Origin of the sequence: Streptomyces thermoalcalitolerans, from assembly GCF_039525155.1 — a bacterium.
Lineage (GTDB): Bacteria > Actinomycetota > Actinomycetes > Streptomycetales > Streptomycetaceae > Streptomyces > Streptomyces thermovulgaris.
Genome location: NZ_BAAAHG010000001.1, coordinates 47,473 through 65,653, shown reverse-complemented (window position 1 = coordinate 65,653; position 18,181 = coordinate 47,473). Strand labels below are relative to the sequence as shown.

Here is an 18,181-nt window from a genome sequence, read left to right as displayed (position 1 = left end):
TCAGGGCCGGGCGCGCCCCCGGCGCAGCGCCGGATGGTCGGCGACCACCGTGCAGGACCCCGGGGCGATCTCCGTGTAACCCGCGTCGCGCACCAACGGCAGCCCCGCGGAGGCCAGGGCGTCCCAGCGGGCGGGGTCGGCGGTGCGGACGGCGAGGGGGAAGCCGGCGTCGCGCCAGGCGGCGCGCTGCGCGTCCGACAGCTCCCACCAGGTCAGTTGGGCGCCGTGGCCCACCTGGGCCATCGCCTTGCCCGCGGACATCTCCAGGTGGGGGTTGAGCCACAGGACGGGAAGATCCGGGTCCGGCCCGGCAGGGGGTTCCGGGTCGTCGAGGTCGGTGCCGGAGACCTGGAGCCTGGCCAGGTCCTTGGGCCAGCCGTCGAGCGGTACGGGCGGGTAGACCCGTACCTCGGCCGTCTCCCCGGTGACCGTGATGCCGGGCAGGGCCTCCGCGCGCCGCCACTCGGCGCCGCGTGCCCGCCGGACCACCTTGCGGATCCGGGTGTCCTGCCAGTCCCGTACGGCCTGCGCCCACGGACCGTCCCCGACGGAGCGTTCGTCGCTGAGCAGCACCAGCACCGCGCGGGCCGCGGTCTGCAGCGCGTCGGTACGGGCCGGAGGGGCGGTCCGCTCGATCCGCACCACCAGGGGCAGCACGAACTGCCGCGTCTGCTCCTGCGCGCCGGGACCGGGCCGGAACGGGCTGTCCTCGGAGAAAGCAGCCGTGATGGTCTCGTCGGTGCTCACGGCCCCCAGTCTGCCAGGCGCATGATCGGTCCCGGCCCGCTCAGCCCGAGCAGGCCGTGCGCTGCGCCTCCTGCCACTCGCAGACGGGGCAGAGCGTGATCCCCTTGTACGACTCCGGGTACTCGGTCGGCTCGCGGCACAGCACGCACTCCGCGTACGGCGGGCCGTCCTCCCCTGCCGCCCGGGGCGGCCTGGGTGCGCCGATCAGGCAGTAGCCGCCGGTCTCGTCGATGCCGTCGGTCTTGCCGGTGCCGTCGTCGCCCATGGATCCAGCGTAGGACCGCCGGGCGGCACGTCGGGTGCGGCGGGGCGGGTACGACGGATCAGGCGCGGCGGCCGGTCGGGGCGCCGAACGGATCGGGGACCTTCACCAACCTGTCCGAACAGCACACTTAGGGCTGAGCCGCCTGCGGTGGGGCCCCGACGCTCTCCGGGACGGGAGGTTCGGGAGCGGCCGTGGCGGCAGTGGCCGCGTCGGCGGTGGTGCGGAGGGGAGTGAGCGGGGCGGGCGGAGCCTGGTCGAAGGACCCCTGCGGCTCCGGCTCCGGCTTCGGATGCTGCTGGGCCCTTTCCAGGAAGCGGAGGAGCTCCACGGGGAAGGGCAGGACGAGCGTGGAGTTCTTCTCCGCGGCGACCGTCGTGATCGTCTGCAGCAGCCGCAGTTGCAGCGCGGAGGGTGTGTGGGCCATCTGCTGCGCCGCCTCGGCCAGCTTCTTGGACGCCTGGAGCTCCGCGTCCGCGTTGATGATGCGGGCCCGCCGGTCCCGGTCGGCCTCCGCTTGCCGGGCCATGGACCGCTTCATCGTGTCCGGCAGGGACACGTCCTTGATCTCCACACGGTCGATCTGCACGCCCCACCCGACGGCCGGGCTGTCGATCATCAGCTCCAGCCCCTGGTTGAGCTTCTCGCGGTTGGACAGCAGGTCGTCCAGGTCGCTCTTGCCGATGATCGAACGCAGCGACGTCTGGGCCATCTGCGAGACCGCGAACCGGTAGTCCTCCACCCGGATGAGCGCGCTCGTCGGGTCGACCACCTTGAAGTAGACGACCGCGTCCACGCGTACGGTCACGTTGTCCCGGGTGATGCCCTCCTGCGAGGGGACCGGCAGCGTGACGATCTGCATGTTGAGCTTGTGGAGCCGGTCTATGACCGGGATGATCAACGTCAGGCCCGGCAGACGCGGTGCACCGAGCAGCCGTCCGAACCGGAACACCACTCCGCGTTCGTACTGCTTGATGATCCGCACCGCCGAGGCGAGATACACGAGGCCCGCGCAGCCCACGGCGATCGCGGCGGTCACCAGTTCCTGCATCATGCCGACTCCTCGGACGGACGGCTGTCTGCGCCTTGTGCGCCTTCTTCCACGATAAGACCGATAGAGAAAAAATGTTCGGTTTGTGGGGCGTGCAGTGCGGCGAAGAAGCCGGTGCGCGGAGAGGAGGGAGAAAAGGAGGGAGAAGGGAGAAGAGCGGGGGAGGAGCGAGAGGGGTCGGTGCGCGGAGAGGACGCGAGCGCCATGCCGGTGTGCATCGCACAGGACCGGACGCACAGGTCCGGCCGCCCGTCGTGCCCAGTCGGCCGTCCGCCGTCCGCCGGTCGCCGGTCGGTGCCCGGACGCACGGGCGTGTTGCCGCGCAGGAGCCGCGTGGGCGGACCCGGGCCGGTCCGGAGGATCACGCGACACCTGCGTCTGCGTCGTACCGCTGCGAGGCACCCCGTCCCCGCTCGGGGTCAATCCGCCTCGACGAGTCCCTTGGCGTCCCGGGCGAGGGCGGTGAGGCGGGATATCGCGCGGAAGTACTTCTTGCGGTAGCCGCCCTTCAGCATCTCCTCGCTGAACAGCCGGTCGAAGGGCAGCCCCGAGGCCAGCACGGGCACCTCGCGGTCGTAGAGCCGGTCCGCGAGCACCACGAGCCGCAGCGCGGTCGACTGGTCGGGCACCGGCCGCACCCCGGTCAGGCACACGGCCGCCACGCCGTCGGTCAGGGCGCCGTAGCGGCTGGGGTGCACCCTGGCCAGGTGCTCGAGGAGCTGGGAGAAGTCGTCGAGGGAGACGTTGGCGGTGGCGTGCGCCGCCGCGGTCACCTGCTCGTCGGAGTACGGCGCCGGTGCCTCGGGCAGGCCGCGGTGGCGGTAGTCCTCGCCGTCGATGCGCAGCGTGCGGAAGTGCGCGGCCAGGCCCTGGATCTCGCGCAGGAAGTCCGCGGCGGCGAAGCGGCCCTCGCCGAGCTTGCCCGGCAGCGTGTTGGAGGTCGCGGCGAGCGCGACGCCCTCGTCGACGAGCCGGCCGAGCAGCGTGGAGACCAGCACGGTGTCACCGGGGTCGTCCAGCTCGAACTCGTCGATGCACAGCAGCCGGTGGCCGGAGAGGGTCTCGACCGTCTTTTGGAAGCCGAGGGCGCCGACGAGGTTGGTCAGCTCCACGAACGTGCCGAACGCCTTGCGGGAGGGTTCGGCGTCGGTGGCGTGCCACAGGGAGGCCAGCAGATGGGTCTTGCCGACGCCGTAGCCGCCGTCGAGGTAGATGCCGCGGGGACCGGAGGAGCCCCCGCCCTTCGCGGCCCTCCTCCTGCCGTTGCCCCGGCCCCTGCCGAAACCGAGGAAGCCGCGCCTGGCGGAGCCGGCCGGGGACGCGTCGCCGAGACCGGCGGCGAAGTCCTCCAGGACCCGCACGGCCTCGGCCTGGCTGGGCTGCTTCGGGTCGGGGAGGTACGTCGCGAAGCGCACCGCGTCGAAGCGCGGCGGCGGCACCATCTCGGCGACCAGCCGGTCGGCCGGGACGTGCGGCTCACGGGCGCACAGGGACAGCGGAGCCGTGCCGGTGGGGGAGCTGAGCCCGGAAGGGGCTGTGGAGGAGGACACGATCCCCCATGGTAAGCGGCGTGGAACACTGCACGGCATGCGACGCCTGTTCCCTGTGATCGACGAGACAGCGGCCCGGACCCCCGGGGCCGGTGGTGCGAGCGTGCCCGGCGCCCTCGAGGACCGGGAGTGGACTCTCGCCGAGCTGGCGGCCGCCTACGCCTACCCCGAGCGCGGGAGCGCGGGCCGGGAGCCGTGGCTGCGCGCCAACATGGTGACCACGCTGGACGGGGCCGCCCAGCACGAGGGCCGTTCGCAGCCCATCTCCAGCGCCGCCGACATGCGGATCTTCGGCACGCTGCGGGCCCTGGCCGACGTCGTGGTGGTCGGAGCGGAGACGGTGCGCCGGGAGGGGTACCGCCCGGCGCGGGCGCGGGCGGAGTTCGCGGAGCTGCGGAAGGCGGCCGGGCAGGAGCCGGCCCCGGCGATCGCGGTGGTCAGCGCGAGCCTGGAGCTGGACTTCTCGCTGCCGCTGTTCACCTCGCCCCTGGTGCCCACGCTGGTCCTCACGGGTGCCGCGGCGCCCCCCGAGCGGATCGCGGCGGCGGAGGAGGCGGGCGCACGGGTGGTGATCGCCGGCGACGGCGCGGGCATCGACCCCGCCCGCGCGGTCCGGGCCCTCGCCGAACTCGGCCACACCCGTCTGCTCACCGAGGGCGGCCCCCGTCTGCTCGGCCAGATGGTGGCGGCCGGCGTCCTCGACGAACTGTGCCTGACCGTCTCCCCGATGCTCACCGCCGGCGACGCCCAGCGCATCGCAGGAGGTCCCGCCGTCACGGTTCCCCGGCGTTTCACCCTGGTCTCCCTGCTGGAGGAGGACGGTTTCCTGTTCAGCCGGTACCGGCGGGAGTGACGGGGCGGGCCCGCGGGCGGCCCGGGCGGTGGCCGCCCGGAGCGGGGCCGGAGCAGTGAAGCGGGACCGGGCGCCGGTCCGCGCATCGCGGGTGGGGGAAATATCGCGATACCTGCGCGATCGCAGGGCAGGATGGTTTCGGCGGGGGGCGGACACGGCCCGTGGAGGCAGACGGAGGGGCTGTGGGCCCTCGGAGGAGAAAGGGCGCCTGATGTTCACAAGCGTATTGATGATCGAGAAGGCCCTGACGTCCGCCGACGTGGAGTTCGTCACCACCTTGCACGGCGAGGAGCCGGTCTTCTTCCACGTGCTGCTCCAGCCCCGCGGCAAACAGGCGGACCGGCTGCTGCGGGCCATCGACGACATCGCGCTGGGCGAGCTCGACGAGGCGGCGCGCGAGGGCGAGACCCCCGAGGGCGAGGCCGCGAGGAGCGAAGGGGCGCGGGCCCTGGACGTGTCCCTCCGGGCGCTGCGCGCGGCCGGTGCCGAGGCCGAGGGGCAGCTGATCGAGGACCATCCGATGGACGCCCTGAAGACCCTGGTCACCGAGGTCGACGCCGACGAGGTCATCGTCCTGACCGATCCGCACTACGTGGAGGAGTTCTTCCACCGCGACTGGGCCTCGCGGGCCCGTCACAAGGTCGGGGTACCGGTCCTGAAACTCTTCTCCCACAGCAAGGCATAGGCTGGGGCGGCGCCCGCGCGAGCGGCGCACGCACCGTCGTACCGCCCGTCGTCACACCTGGGGAGTAGAACGTATGGCACCCGGCCTTCCCACCGCCATGGAACGACCGCACTTCATCGGCATCGGCGGCGCCGGGATGTCGGGCATCGCCAAGATCCTCGCGCAGCGCGGTGCCAAGGTGGCCGGCAGCGACGCCAAGGAGTCGGCGACCGTCGAGGCACTGCGCGCCCTGGGCGCCACCGTGCACATCGGGCACGCCGCCGAGCACCTCGCCGAGGACGCGAGCTGCGTCGTCGTCTCCTCCGCGATCCGCGAGGACAACCCGGAGCTGGCCCGTGCGGCCGAACTGGGCATTCCGGTCGTCCACCGCTCCGACGCCCTGGCCGCCCTGATGGAGGGCCTGCGGCCGCTGGCCGTGGCCGGCACCCACGGCAAGACCACCACCACCTCCATGCTGGCGGTGTCCCTCACCGAGCTGGGCCTGAAGCCGTCGTACGCCATCGGCGGCGACCTGGACGCCCCCGGCTCCAACGCCCTGCACGGCGAGGGCGAGATCTTCGTCGCCGAGGCGGACGAGTCGGACCGCAGCTTCCACAAATACGCGCCCGAGGTCGCCGTCGTCCTCAACGTCGAGCTCGACCACCACGCCAACTACGCCTCGATGGAGGAGATCCACGAGTCCTTCGAGACCTTCGCGGGCCGTATCGTCCCCGGCGGCACGCTGGTGATCTCCGCCGACCACGAGGGGGCACGCGAGCTCACCCGGCGCCTGGCCGGTTCCGTGCGCACGGTGACGTACGGCGAGGCCGAGGACGCCGACGTACGGATCCTGTCCATCGTGCCGCGGGGGCTGAAGAGCGAGGTCACCGTGGTGCTGGACGGCACCGAGCTGACCTTCACGGTCTCCGTCCCCGGCCGCCACTACGCGCACAACGCCGTCGCCGCGCTGACCGCCGGCACCGCCCTCGGCATCCCGGCCGCCGAGCTCGCCCCCGCGCTCGCCGCGTACACCGGGGTCAAGCGGCGCCTGCAGCTCAAGGGCGAGGCCGCCGGGGTCCAGGTGATCGACTCCTACGCCCATCACCCCACCGAGATGACCGCCGACCTGGAGGCGATGCGCCAGGCCGTCGGCGACGCCCGGATCCTGGTCGTCTTCCAGCCGCATCTGTTCTCCCGCACCCAGGAGCTGGGCAAGGAGATGGGCCAGGCCCTCGCCCTGGCCGACGCCTCGGTCGTCCTGGACATCTACCCGGCCCGCGAGGACCCGCTCCCCGGCGTCACCAGCGAACTGGTCGTCGAGGCGGCCCGGACGGCGGGAGCCGACGTCACGGCCGTGCACGACAAGGCCGAGGTGCCGGAGGTGATCGCGGGAATGGCGAAGGCCGGCGACCTCGTTCTCACCATGGGCGCGGGCGATGTCACCGACCTCGGGCCGCGTATCCTGGACCGTCTGTCGAAGTGAGGGGCTGAGGGCTCATGCCGTACGAGGTCGAGAAGCCGGACGAACAGTGGCGCGCGGAGCTGACCCCGGCCGAGTACGCGGTGCTGCGCCAGGGCGGTACGGAGCCCGCCTTCACCGGTGAGTACACCGACACCAGGACCAAGGGGGTGTACACCTGCCGGGCCTGCGGCGCCGAACTGTTCACCTCGGACACCAAGTTCGAGTCCCACTGCGGCTGGCCGTCCTTCTACGACCCGAAGGACAGCGACGCCGTGGAACTCCTGGAGGACCGCTCCCACGGAATGGTGCGCACCGAGGTCCGGTGCGCCCGCTGCGGGTCGCACCTCGGGCATGTCTTCGAGGGCGAGGGTTATCCGACCCCGACCGATCAGCGGTACTGCATCAACTCCATCTCCCTGCGCCTGATCCCCGCCGAGGACTGACGGAGGGCCGCCGGAGGACCGGCAAAGGACCGGCACGCGGCGAACGCGCCGGCCGGCGGTGCCGGTGCGTGACCCGGATGCGGAGGGGCCCGCGCCCGTGACGCGCGGGGCGCCGGATGAGCAGCCCGCCGCGCCCGAGGGCGTCGTCCTGCCTGCCCTTGGGCGCGGTGGGTGTCCGGTGCACCACTTTGAGATGTCCCCCTTGTGGGGGACAATAGTGGACATAGGCGGCATTGGTGTCGCCGCGGGCACTCTCTGCTCTCTCAGTGAGGCGGGTGGAAGACATGAGCACAGCCTCCTCTGCCGTACTGATCGCGGCTCCGGGGTTCTGGGGGACCTTCGGAGCCTTCGTCGGCGGGCTCGTGATCGCGGGAGGCCTGGTGGCGGCCGTCCTGGCCGGTATCGGTGTGATGCGCCGGGAGTCGAGCCGGCCGACCGAGGCCGAGCAGCCGCACCTGCCGGTCACCGGGGCCGTTCATGAGATCAGGGAGATCCGGGAACCGGACGAGGTGCGTCCCGAGGACGGGGTGCGGCTCATGCCGTACGAGCTGCACGCCAGTGGGACCCGGCGCAGCCACGAGCAGCACCGGCTCCGCTGGTCCCCCGGCAGCAGCGGATCCTTCGGCGGCGGTGGCGGCGGCCGGACCTGACCGCACCCGCCGCCTGGGGACGGGCCCGTTCGGGGCCCGTCCCCTTGTCGTCGGTCCACGGCGCCCCTGTGCAGGTTCTTCGGTTCTTCTTTTCGGTTCTTCTTTTCGGTTCTTCCGGCCTCCCGGGCCGGGCAGGCCGCCGCACCGACCCTTTTTCCGTGATCTTTTCCGTGATCCACGTTTCCGTGATCCACGCCGCGCCGGTCGTGCGGTGTCTTCTGCCCCGGACACGGGAAGTGGATACCGAAGCCGTGCCGTTGCGGGATCCGGACTCCTCCCGCACCGGCCCGCACGACCGTGACCGAGGGCGGCTGCCGCTGCCAGACCCGAAGGATGTTCGGCGCTGTGATACGGATGGAATCAGTCACCAAGCGGTACCCGGACGGCACGGTGGCGGTCGACCGGCTCTCGCTCGAGATCCCGGACCGCTCGATCACCGTCCTCGTCGGACCGTCGGGCTGCGGCAAGACCACCACCCTGCGGATGATCAACCGGATGGTGGAGCCCAGTGAGGGCCGCATCCTCCTGGACGGCGTCGACATCCGCAGACAGCCCGTCAACGCCCTGCGCCGGTCGATGGGGTACGTCATCCAGAACGCGGGCCTCTTCCCCCACCGCACCGTCGTCGACAACATCGCGACCGTGCCCCGCCTGCTCGGCTGGAGCAGGCGCAGGGCCCGGGCGCGGGCGGCCGAGCTGATGGAGCGTGTCGGACTCGACGCCTCGCTCGGCAAGCGGTACCCGTACCAGCTCTCCGGCGGCCAGCAGCAGCGCGTCGGGGTGGCACGGGCACTCGTCGCGGACCCGCCGGTGCTGCTGATGGACGAGCCGTTCTCCGCCGTCGACCCGGTGGTGCGCAAGGGACTCCAGGACGAACTGCTCCGCATCCAGGACGAGCTGGGCAAGACGATCGTCTTCGTCACCCATGACATCGACGAGGCCGTCAAGCTCGGCACCATGGTCGCGGTGCTGCGCGCCGGCGGCCGGCTCGCCCAGTACGCCCCGCCCGCCGAGCTGCTGTCCGCCCCCGCCGACGCCTTCGTCGAGGACTTCCTCGGCACCGACCGCGGCATCCGCCGGCTGTCCTTCTTCCCCTCCGGGGGACTTCCGCTGCAGAAGTCCCCGATCGTGGCCGTGGACTTCACCGCCGAGCAGATCGCCGCCCGCGCCGCCCCCGGTATGCCCTACCTCCTCGTCACCGACCCCGACGGCAGGCCTCTCGGCTGGGGCGAGCCGGACGCGCTCCTCGCCGGGCCCCTGGACCCGGCCCGGCTTCTGCCCTGCGGGCGGCCCTTCGTGTACGGCAGCGATTCCCTGCGGGCCGCCCTGGACGGCGCCGTGCTCTCGCCGACCGGCTGGGCGGTCGCCGTGGACGGCACCGGACGCGTGCTCGGCGTCGTCTCGCAGCAGACCATCGGCGAGGCCATCCGCAGCGCCCACGCCGGGAGCCGTACCGCCGCCGAGACCTGGGACCGGGTCGCCGGATGAACGGCTTCTTCGACATCCCGAGCGATCTCCAGCACAGCTGGTCCGGCCTGATCGGTCTGCATCTGCGCGAGGCCCTGCTGCCGGTCCTGGCCGGCCTCGTCGCCGCCCTGCCCCTCGCCCAGCTGTGCGTGCGGTTCCGCTGGCTGTACCCGCCCGTGCTGAGCCTGACGACCGTGCTGTACGCCATTCCGTCGCTGGCGTTCTTCGTCGTCCTCATCGACTGCACCGGCCAGACCGAGCTGACCGTGATGATCCCGCTCGCCGTCTACAGCCTGGTCATTCTTGTCCCGGCCGTCGTCGACGGCGTCCGCTCGGTGCCGCCGGAGACGCTCGCCGCCGCCACCGCGATGGGCCTCGGCCCCGTACGGCGGTATGCGCAGGTGCAGTTGCCGATCGCGGTGCCCGCGATCATCGCGGGGCTGCGGGTGGCCACCGTCTCCAGCATCTCCCTCGTCAGCGTCGGCATGCTGATCGGCAACCAGGGCGCCCTCGGCAACCTGCTCCACGCCGCCGTCATCTACCAGCGGCCCGAACTCGCGGTGAACTCCGTGGTCACCACGGCGGCCCTGGCCGTTCTCGCCGACGGCGCGCTGGTCCTTCTGCGCCTGCTGCTGACCCCCTGGATGCCGCGCGGCACCCGGCGCCGGAAACCGGGAACCGCCCGGAGCCGGCCCGATGCGGCCGCACCCGCCCTGGAGGAGGCCGACCGGTGAACGTGCTCCACTTCATCGCCTCCTTCCTCGGCGACGGCGCCCACTGGCACGGCTACGACGGCATCCCCACGCGCCTGGCCGAGCACATCCGGTACTCACTGCTGGCGCTCGCCCTCGCCGCCGCCGTCGGACTGCCGGCCGGCCTGCTCACCGGGCACTACGGACGCGGCGGCACCGCCCTCGCCCTGATCGCCACCGCCGGGCGGGCACTGCCCAGCTTCGGCCTGCTGGTGCTGATGTTCCTTCTGCTCGGCTTCGGCATGGTCCCCGTGATGACCCCGCTGGTCCTCCTCGCCGTCCCGCCGGTCCTGGTGACGACGTACGAGGCGATGCGCTCCGTCGACCCGCCCCTGGTGGACGCGGCCCGCGGCATGGGCATGGGGGAGTGCCGCATCCTCCTCCAGGTGGAACTGCCCGTCGCTCTCCCGCTGATCCTCGGCGGTCTGCGCTCGGCGGCCGTCCAGATCGTCTCCACGGCCACCATCGCCGCGTACGTCAGCCTCGGCGGTCTGGGGCGGTACATCGTCGACGGCCTCTACCAGCGCGACTACGAGAAGGTCGTGGGCGGGGCCGCCCTGGTCGCCGGGCTGGCGCTGGTGACGCTCGCGGTGTTCTGGGCGGTGGGCCGGGCCGTGGTGTCACCGGGGGTGCGGCGCGGTGACTGACGGGACGGCAGCCGACGGCGGGGCGCGGACCCGGCGCCGCACCGCTGCGGTTCCGGGCGCACGAGACCGGCCGTCCACGGCCGAAGGGGTGACAACCGGCCACACGCCAGGGCGCATTGAAGAGCGGTGCCCCTTGACCGACGCGGAGGCCGCCGGATTGGATCGGCGGATGACTTCTCGTGCGCAGAGCACCCGGGCCGGCACACGGCACCTCGTCGCGGTCGTCGCCGCACTCGCCGCCGTCGCGGCGCTCCTCGCGGGGTGTGCGTCGCCCTCCGGCAAGGACCCGCTCTCGGGGGACGGGCCGGACGGCGGCACGGTCGTCGTCGGCTCCCACAACTTCGCCGAGAGCACCCTGCTCGCCTACCTCTACGGCGAGGCCCTGAAGGCCAAGGGCATCAAGGTCTCCTACAAGCCCAACATCGGCAGTCGCGAGACCACCTACGGTCTGCTCAAGAACGGCTCGGTCACCCTGCTGCCCGAGTACAACGGCGCACTGCTGGCCTACCTCGACCCCGAGGCCGCCCCGGGAACGGTCGCCGCGACGACGGCCGCGATCAACGCCGCACTGGACCCCGGGCTGGCCCTGCTGGAGCCGGCGCCCGCGCAGAACAAGGACTCCGTCACCGTCAACCAGCAGACGGCGAGGAAGTACCGTCTCACCGAGGAGTCCTCCCTCGCGGACCTCAAGGACATCGCCGGGGACCTGGTCATCGGCGGCTCGCCGGAGTTCCAGACCCGCCGGCAGGGCCTGAAGGGCCTGAAGTCGGTGTACGGACTTCAGTTCAAGTCCTTCAAGTCACTGGACGCGGGCGGTCCGCTGACCCGGGCGGCGCTGAAGAAGAACATCGTGCAGGCCGCGGACATCTTCACCACGGACCCGACCGTCGCCGAGGAGAAGTTCGTCGTCCTGAAGGACCCGGAGAACCTCTTCGGGTTCCAGAACGTCCAGCCGCTGGTGCGCAGGGCCGACCTGCCCCGCAAGGGCGTGGACGTGCTCAACGCCGTCTCCGCCAGGCTGGACACGGCCACTCTGCGGCGCCTGGACACCCAGGTGCAGGTGGAGAGGAAGGACCCGCTGGACGTCGCCAGGGCCTGGCTGAGGTCGGCGGGTCTCGGCTGACGCACCGCGGTGGGACACCGGCGCGGACGGTACCGCGAAGGGTGCCGTCGGCGCCGTACCCGTCCGCTCAGCCGCGGGCGTCCTCCCGCGCGGCGGAGGTGATCAGATGGTCGAGGAGGACGATCAGAACGTCCCGGCAGGACTCGCGCTTGCGCGCGTCGCACAGCACCACCGGGACGTCCTCCGCGAGCGCCAGGGCCTCCCGGATGTCCTCCACCGGGTAGGGGTGCTTCCCGTGGAAGCCGTTGACGGCGACCACGAAGGGGATGTGCCGGCGCTCGAAGAAGTCGATCGCGGCGAAGCTCACCTTCGGCCTGCGCACATCGACGAGGACCACGGCGCCCAGGGCGCCCAGGGCCAGGTCGTTCCACATGAACCAGAACCGCTGCTGCCCCGGCGTGCCGAACAGGTACAGCACGAGGTCGTCGCCGATCGTGATACGGCCGAAGTCCAGGGCGACCGTGGTGGTCTGCTTCTCCTCGATGCCGTCGAGGTCGTCGACGTCCAGACCGGCCGCGGTCAGATGCTCCTCCGTGCACAGCGGCTCGATCTCGCTGACGGATCCGACCATCGTGGTCTTGCCCACGCCGAATCCGCCGGCGATCAGAATCTTGACCGTGTCGGGGGGCGCGGGTGCCCGCACGGCGGTGTCAGAGTCGGGCAAGACCGTCCCTCACTTTCTGCAGCAGTTCCATGTCCGGCGCACCGGAGACCTCACGCGGCGGATGCACGGTGATCCGGCCCGCCTCCAGCAGGTCGCAGAGCATGATGACGATCACGCTCACCGGAAGATCCAGATGAGCGGCGAGTTCCGCGACCGCGACCGGCCGGGCGCAGTGCCGCAGGATCCGCAGATGCTCCGGCTGCGGCCGCGCGGCCCCGGAGGGAGGCGGATCCACCGCGGTCACCAGGGTGATGAGGGTGAAGTCGGCGCGGCTCGGCCGGGTCCGTCCCCCGGTCAGGGTGAAGGGCCGTACCAGACGGCCCGTCGGGTCGCCGCCGCTCACCTCACTCGCCGCTGCCCGCTGAGGCGGCACCGGTGCGCGGCGCCTGCTTGAGGTGCTCGCCGATCTTCTTCACCAGCATGTTCATCTGGTAGGCCACCACACCGACGTCCGCGTTGGGGCCCGTCAGGACGACCAGGTGGGCTCCGGGACCGGCCGAGGTGAGGATCAGGTAGCTGTTGGCCATCTCGATGAGCGCCTGACGCACCGGGCCGCCGCGGAAGTCCATGCTGACGCCCTTGCTGAGACTCATCAGACCGGACGCGGTCGCCGCGAGACGTTCGGCGTCGTCGCGCGGGAATCCGGTGGACTTGCTGACCACCAGCCCGTCCTCGGAGAGCACGACGGCGTGGCTCACCTCGGCGACCCGGTCGACGAGTCCGGTCAGCAGCTGATCGAGCTGGGTGTGCGTGGCGGGGGCGGCGTGTGTCATCTCGGTGTCCTTCAATCAGCGTTCGGTGGTGGTCATATCACGGTCGGGGGTGTGCGCGCGGCGGGAGGAGGGCTCCTCGGCCTCCGGCGGCACGTCCTGCCGGCCGTTCGGCACCGGTTCGTCCTCATCGCGGGCCCTGCGTGTGCCGCGCTGGAAGCCGGCCAGGGAGGACGCGGCGCGTTCCGCGGTGAAGTCCTCGCCGTCGGCCGGGGAGTGCATGTCCCGGGGCGGCTCCTCGCGGAGTTCGGCGGCCAGGCTGGTCTGCGGTATCCGGCGCGGCAGCGGCGCGAGCCCGTCGCTCCGGGGGATTTCGGCGACGGCGGTCCGCGCCGGGGAGGTCCGCTTCGGGGAGGTCCGCGCCAAGGCGGTGTGCGGGCCGGTCCGCGGGGACGAAGCGGCCTTGGCGGCGGCCGGCTCGGCGGCGGCCGGGGAGTCGTCGGCGCCGGCTGTGCCGGCGGTCTCGGCCCCCGGGGCCGCGGAGCCGGATGGCTCCTCCCGCACCACGATGTCGTGCGGGAGCAGCACGATGGCCGTGGTGCCGCCGTACGGCGAGGAGCGCAGCGTGACGGTGATGCCGTGCCGGTTGGCCAGCCGGGCGACCACGAACATGCCGAGCCGCAGGTCGTCCGCCAGCGCCACCACGTCGAACTTCGGGACCACCGCCAAGTGGTCGTTGAGCGTGGCGTACTCCTCCTCGGACATGCCGAGGCCGCGGTCCTCGATCTCGATGGCCAGGCCCTTGGCCACCATCGCCGTCCGCACCACGACGGGGGCGGGTGCGGGGGAGTAGGCGGTCGCGTTGTCGATGAGCTCCGCCAGCAGATGGATCACGTCGGCCACCGCCGGCGGCGCGATGCTCACCTCCTCGTCGGCGTGCACCTCCACCCGCTGGTACTGGGCGACCTCGCCGATGGCGCTGCGCAGAATGTCGATCAGCGCGACCGGTTCGGCCCAGCTGCGCCGGGGCTGCTCGCCGCTGATGATGACGAGGTTCTCCTCGTAACGGCGCAACTGGCTGGCGATGGAGTCCAGTTCGTACAGCCCCTGGAGGACGGCGGGGTTGGTGTGCTCGCGCTCCAGGGCGTCCAGCTTGCTCAGCTGGAGGTTGACCAGGTTCTGGCTCTGCCGGGCGATGCCCAGGATGACCTTCTGGAAGCCGCGCTTGGCGTCGGCGAGTTCGACCGCGGTGTTCACGGCCGTGCGCTGCGCGGTGTTGAACGCCCTGGCCACCTGGCCGAGTTCGTCGTGGCCGTAGTCCAACGACGGGGCCGCGAGGTCCACGTCGACCTTCTCGCCCCGCTCGAGCCGGGCGACCACGTCGGGCAGCCGCTCCTGGGCCAGGCTCAGGGTGGCCCTCCGCAGGCCGTGCAGCCGCAGGGACAGCGAGCGGGTGATCCGCCAGGACATCACGACGCACAGCAGCACGGCGGCCAGGCCCGCGGCGCTCAGCGCGGCGGACGTGATCAGCAGCCGGCGTGCCTGGCCGGCGCTGCGGTCCAGCAGGGCACCCGTCTGCTCCTTGATCAACTGCTCGTACTGGACGGTGACCTTGGCCAGCGCGGTGCGCCAGCGCTGCTGCGCGTCCGGCAGCCGGACCGTCCGGGCGTCGTCGGGACCGGTGGGCCGGGCGGCCAGGATCTGGTCCTCGATGCGTTCGAGGGTCTGCCAGTCGCTGCTCTGCAGGATCTGCTCGGCCTGGGTCTTGGCGCTGCCGCGCAGGGACGGGACGATCTGGTCCCGGACCAGCCAGCGGCGTGTGTGGACCAGCTGGGCGATCTGTGTCCAGGTCTCGTGGTCGAGGCGGCCGGCCGGCCAGGCCAGGGTGAGCCGGGCGTCCTGCTGGGAGACCAGCTCCGCCGCGTGCTCGATCGCGACGAGCGGTCCGGCCTGCGAGGTCAGATCGCCGTCGTCGACCTCGGAGAGCTCCCGGAAGGTGTGGATCTGGACGTCGATGATCGAGGTGTACTGGTCCAGCGCCTGCTCGGGGGTGATGTCGGTGGGGTTGTCGACCTGGTCCCGGTAGTACTCCAGGCTGCCCGCCGACGCGACGACCGAGTACATCCGGTCCCTGACCCGGGACGGCGCCTTGCGGATCGTCTCCGTCTGGCCGACCATCTCGGCGACCGCCGCGTCCGTCCGCTTGCGGGCCGCGTCCAGTTCGGCCCGGCCGTGCCCCGTGGCCAGCCACAGGGCCGACAGCCTGCGCTCGCGCTGCAACGCCAGCGTCGCCTCGGTGCCCATGGCACCGGTGGCCCTGCTCAGCTGTGTCTGCGACCGGAGGCTGAGGCCCTCGGAGAACATCTGCGTCGTCGTCACACCCCACATGGCGGCGAGGGTGACGCTGGGGACCAGCGCGAGCAGGATCAGGGAAAGACGTATGGAGCCGATACGGCGTCGTATACCTGTCCGTGGAGGCATCGTCGTCCTAGGCGTTCGGCGGAAAGCGGGAAGCGGGGGCGGAGGCGGAGGCGGAGGCGGCGAAGGGGGGAAGCCGGTGGACGCGCGGTGTCCGCGTCAACGGGTGCCGTTGGCCGCGTACTTCGCCACCGCGGCCACGTTCTTCCTGGTCACGAAGGCCGGTCCGGTGAGCACCGGGGCCACGCCGCCGCCGCTGATGTTGCCGTTGGTGCGGTACAGCCACAGCGCGTCCACGGCCAGATACCCCTGCAGATAGGGCTGCTGGTCCACGGCGAACTGGACCTTCCCCTGGCGTATCGCGGCGACGAGGTCCTTGTTGAGGTCGAAGGTGGCGACACGGACCTTGCCGTGTGTCTGCTTCACCGCCTTCACCGCCGCGAGCGCGTACTGCGCGCCCAGCGTGACGACCTGGTCGATGCTCGGATCCTGGCGGAGGTGCGCGGCGATGGAGTCGGTCACGGCGTCCATGTCGGTGCCGTCCGCGTACAGCATCTCGGTCCGGCCGGTGAACGTCTTCTTCAGGCCGGCGCAGCGCGCCTCCAGGCCGACGTTGCCCCGCTCGTGGATGACGCACAGCGTGTGCTTGGCCTTGAGGTCGTTCAGCTTCTCGCCGACGGCGCGGCCGGCGAGGCCGTCGTCCTGGCCGAAGTACTCCAGCACTCCTGCCGCCCGCCAGGCGTCGATACCGGAGTTGAGGCCGACCACCGGTATGCCGACGGCCTTGGCCGCGGCGATCGGACCCTTCATCGCATCCGGCTTGGCCAGTGTCACGGCGATCCCGTCGGCCTTGTCACCGATGGCCTCCCGCACCAGTTTCGCCTGCTTCGCGGGATCGGGGTCGCTCGCGTACGTCAGGTCGATGCCGTCCTTGGCCGCCGCGGCCCGGGCTCCCTTCTGCACCAGGTCCCAGTAGATGTCGCCCGGTGCCCCATGGGTGATCAGGGCGACCTTCATGCGTGCGCCGTCCTTGCCGGAGCCGCCCTCGTCGGAGCCGGAGCAGCCGGTGAGGAGCAGGCAGAGGACGGCGACGATCGCTACGGCCGCGCCGCGCACGGTTCTGGGGGAGGCGTCAGGCGGGGGAGGAGTGTTCATGAGGATGTGACACCTCGCTGTACAGCCGAGCTTGGGATCCACGCGAGCAAGGGTGGGCCCCGGCGGACGCAGGCCCTCCGGGTGACTCTCGCTGAGCCGGAGCCAACCCTGTGTGACGGCAGGTAGTCAAGTGATTGGATCCTGTGGCCGGTTCTCGGTGCCGCATCGTGATCTTTCTTGCCGTCCAGGGCAGTTGCGCGGTATTGCACCGGCGCCCGCGGGGCATGCCACCGACGTCGTCATGTGACGAAAATCACTCGCGAAACCGCTCGACACATCGAGGCGCCGTCGGGGTCTTTCGCCCGGACCGGATGGAGCCGGACGAAAGACCCCGGCGCTGCCGGATCGGAGGCCCGCCGGCTCAGAGGTCGAACTCGTGCGGCGGCAGGCCCAGGGCGAAGCAGGCCTCGCGGACCACGGCCTGCTCGGTCATGTCGAAGTGGCCGTCGGCGCCGCCGATGACGATGCCGATCTGGATCACGGCGCGGGCCTCGGCGGGCTTCTTCTTCGCCTTGGCGACCTCCTGCAGCACGCTCACCTTGCCGAAGTCGAAGTCGGCGATCAGCTTGGAGAGGTTCTCCTCGAAGCGCCGGCGCAGATCGTCCGCCGGGAAGTTCTGCAGCACCTCGTTGGTGGCGATCAGCTGGGCGACGCGCTGCCGCTCCGCGGGGTCGACGGTGCCGTCGGCGGCGGCCACCAGCGCGCACATCGCCATGCTCGCATCCCGGAAGGCGCCGCTCTTCAGCTCGTTCTTCTTCGCCATGAGCTGGTTCTGCATCTGTGCCGCGGAGTCCTTGATGCGGTCCCACAGGGCCATGTGTTCTCCAGGTGTGAGGTCGGTGCGGACACGATCCGGGGCCGGGGCCGGCCCAGGATCTACAACAATGTAGAAACTGACGGGGCCTCGGATAAGTTCCGGCGGGTTTCGGCCGCATGCGGCTGCCCGGGCCGGTGCCGGCTGTCCGGGCCGGTGCCGGCTGCCCGGGCCGACGCGACACAGGGGACCGTTGCGGGGAACCGGGAGAAGCAGAAAAGGCCGCCACCGTGCGGTGGGGGGCGTCCGGGGCCTCGGGGGGGCGGCCCTCCCCGCCCGGCGGGGGGCCCCGTCAGCGGCTTCGGCGAGCCGCTCGTCCACGCCGTTGTCTGCGGGCGCGCCGGGGCTCCTGGTCCGGGAGCCAGCCGAAGATCAGGCAGCTGCCGGTCGCTCCGAGGAGGAGGCCGAGGAAGAAGCCGCCGAGGTTGGAGGTGAGCCAGGTGCCCAGGGAGAGCAGAATGCCGGTGCAGGAGTAGAAGAGGCGCTGGGCCGGGTTGAAGAGGGTCAGCAGCCCGCACAGCACCATCAGCGAGGGCAGCAGATAGCCGGCCAGCCCCTGCATCCCGAGGTGCAGGACGACCTTCAGCGACGCCTTCTGGGTCAGCAGGATCTCCGCTCCGCCCAGGGTGAGCAGCAGCCCGCCCCAGAACGGCCGGCTGTACCGCCACCGGCGGAAGGCGGCCCGCGGCCCCGGCCGCGGCGCGGCCGGAGCCGTCTTCACCGCTGTGGGCGTGTCGTGCGCCATCGGT

20 protein-coding genes are annotated in these 18,181 nt (G+C 71.8%); 9 read left to right on the top strand and 11 right to left on the bottom strand.

Annotation, left to right across the window (positions count from 1 at the left end):
• The 4 genes from ABD224_RS00290 to zapE form a co-directional block, all read right to left on the bottom strand.
• Window positions 1–747, bottom strand: coding sequence for a peptidyl-tRNA hydrolase (locus ABD224_RS00290; RefSeq protein ID WP_344045359.1), 747 nt, complete (start codon window positions 745–747; stop codon window positions 1–3).
• Window positions 748–787: 40 nt separating this feature from the next.
• Window positions 788–1,012 carry a hypothetical protein gene (locus ABD224_RS00285; protein WP_344045357.1) on the bottom strand — a complete coding sequence of 75 codons (225 nt, stop codon included), beginning with the start codon at window positions 1,010–1,012 and terminating at the stop codon, window positions 788–790.
• Window positions 1,013–1,139: 127 nt separating this feature from the next.
• Window positions 1,140–2,063: a slipin family protein gene (locus ABD224_RS00280; protein ID WP_344045355.1), complete on the bottom strand. Its 924-nt coding sequence runs from the start codon at window positions 2,061–2,063 to the stop codon at window positions 1,140–1,142.
• Between the two features lie 416 nt (window positions 2,064–2,479).
• On the bottom strand, window positions 2,480–3,610 hold the full coding sequence (gene zapE / locus ABD224_RS00275) for a cell division protein ZapE (RefSeq protein WP_344045353.1): 1,131 nt from the start codon (window positions 3,608–3,610) through the stop codon (window positions 2,480–2,482).
• A 37-nt stretch (window positions 3,611–3,647) separates the two neighbouring features.
• On the opposite strand from zapE, the gene ABD224_RS00270 reads away from it, so the two are divergent.
• The 9 genes from ABD224_RS00270 to ABD224_RS00230 all read left to right on the top strand — a co-directional run bounded on the left by ABD224_RS00270 (window position 3,648) and on the right by ABD224_RS00230 (window position 11,671).
• On the top strand, window positions 3,648–4,463 hold the full coding sequence (locus ABD224_RS00270) for a pyrimidine reductase family protein (RefSeq protein ID WP_344045351.1): 816 nt from the start codon (window positions 3,648–3,650) through the stop codon (window positions 4,461–4,463).
• Between the two features lie 211 nt (window positions 4,464–4,674).
• Window positions 4,675–5,148 (top strand): indole-3-glycerol phosphate synthase, encoded by a 474-nt coding sequence (locus ABD224_RS00265; protein WP_344045349.1) that lies wholly within the window; start codon window positions 4,675–4,677, stop codon window positions 5,146–5,148.
• A gap of 73 nt (window positions 5,149–5,221) precedes the next feature.
• Window positions 5,222–6,610: a UDP-N-acetylmuramate--L-alanine ligase gene (murC, locus tag ABD224_RS00260; protein WP_344045347.1), complete on the top strand. Its 1,389-nt coding sequence runs from the start codon at window positions 5,222–5,224 to the stop codon at window positions 6,608–6,610.
• 14 nt (window positions 6,611–6,624) lie between these two features.
• A complete protein-coding gene (msrB, locus tag ABD224_RS00255; RefSeq protein ID WP_344045345.1) occupies window positions 6,625–7,032 on the top strand; it encodes a peptide-methionine (R)-S-oxide reductase MsrB in 408 nt (135 codons plus the stop codon).
• Between the two features lie 284 nt (window positions 7,033–7,316).
• The gene (locus ABD224_RS00250) at window positions 7,317–7,682 is read left to right on the top strand and encodes a DUF6479 family protein (protein WP_344045343.1); all 366 of its coding nucleotides are present in this window, start codon (window positions 7,317–7,319) and stop codon (window positions 7,680–7,682) included.
• A gap of 345 nt (window positions 7,683–8,027) precedes the next feature.
• The gene (locus tag ABD224_RS00245; protein ID WP_344045341.1) at window positions 8,028–9,170 is read left to right on the top strand and encodes an ABC transporter ATP-binding protein; all 1,143 of its coding nucleotides are present in this window, start codon (window positions 8,028–8,030) and stop codon (window positions 9,168–9,170) included.
• Window positions 9,167–9,883 carry an ABC transporter permease gene (locus ABD224_RS00240; protein WP_344045339.1) on the top strand — a complete coding sequence of 239 codons (717 nt, stop codon included), beginning with the start codon at window positions 9,167–9,169 and terminating at the stop codon, window positions 9,881–9,883. The genes ABD224_RS00245 and ABD224_RS00240 overlap by 4 nt, the downstream gene beginning before the upstream one ends.
• On the top strand, window positions 9,880–10,548 hold the full coding sequence (locus tag ABD224_RS00235; protein ID WP_344045337.1) for an ABC transporter permease: 669 nt from the start codon (window positions 9,880–9,882) through the stop codon (window positions 10,546–10,548). Before ABD224_RS00240 ends, ABD224_RS00235 begins: the two co-directional genes overlap by 4 nt.
• A gap of 169 nt (window positions 10,549–10,717) precedes the next feature.
• Complete coding sequence (locus ABD224_RS00230; protein WP_344045335.1) at window positions 10,718–11,671, top strand: ABC transporter substrate-binding protein; 954 nt, start codon at window positions 10,718–10,720, stop codon at window positions 11,669–11,671.
• 67 nt (window positions 11,672–11,738) lie between these two features.
• On the opposite strand, the gene ABD224_RS00225 is transcribed toward ABD224_RS00230, so the two are convergent.
• The 7 genes from ABD224_RS00225 to ABD224_RS00195 form a co-directional block, all read right to left on the bottom strand.
• Entirely contained in the window at window positions 11,739–12,335 is a 597-nt protein-coding gene (locus ABD224_RS00225) for a GTP-binding protein (protein ID WP_344045333.1), read from the bottom strand.
• Entirely contained in the window at window positions 12,322–12,678 is a 357-nt protein-coding gene (locus ABD224_RS00220; protein ID WP_344045331.1) for a DUF742 domain-containing protein, read from the bottom strand. Before ABD224_RS00220 ends, ABD224_RS00225 begins: the two co-directional genes overlap by 14 nt.
• A gap of 1 nt (window position 12,679) precedes the next feature.
• A complete protein-coding gene (locus ABD224_RS00215; protein WP_344045329.1) occupies window positions 12,680–13,108 on the bottom strand; it encodes a roadblock/LC7 domain-containing protein in 429 nt (142 codons plus the stop codon).
• A 15-nt stretch (window positions 13,109–13,123) separates the two neighbouring features.
• Window positions 13,124–15,526, bottom strand: coding sequence for a sensor histidine kinase (locus tag ABD224_RS00210; RefSeq protein ID WP_344045327.1), 2,403 nt, complete (start codon window positions 15,524–15,526; stop codon window positions 13,124–13,126).
• 96 nt (window positions 15,527–15,622) lie between these two features.
• A complete protein-coding gene (locus ABD224_RS00205; RefSeq protein WP_344045325.1) occupies window positions 15,623–16,618 on the bottom strand; it encodes a sugar ABC transporter substrate-binding protein in 996 nt (331 codons plus the stop codon).
• A 361-nt stretch (window positions 16,619–16,979) separates the two neighbouring features.
• Window positions 16,980–17,435, bottom strand: a complete 456-nt coding sequence (locus tag ABD224_RS00200) for a tellurite resistance TerB family protein (protein ID WP_344045323.1) — start codon at window positions 17,433–17,435, stop codon at window positions 16,980–16,982.
• 289 nt (window positions 17,436–17,724) lie between these two features.
• Window positions 17,725–18,177: a DUF6114 domain-containing protein gene (locus tag ABD224_RS00195; protein WP_344045321.1), complete on the bottom strand. Its 453-nt coding sequence runs from the start codon at window positions 18,175–18,177 to the stop codon at window positions 17,725–17,727.
• Window positions 18,178–18,181: the final 4 nt, after the last annotated feature.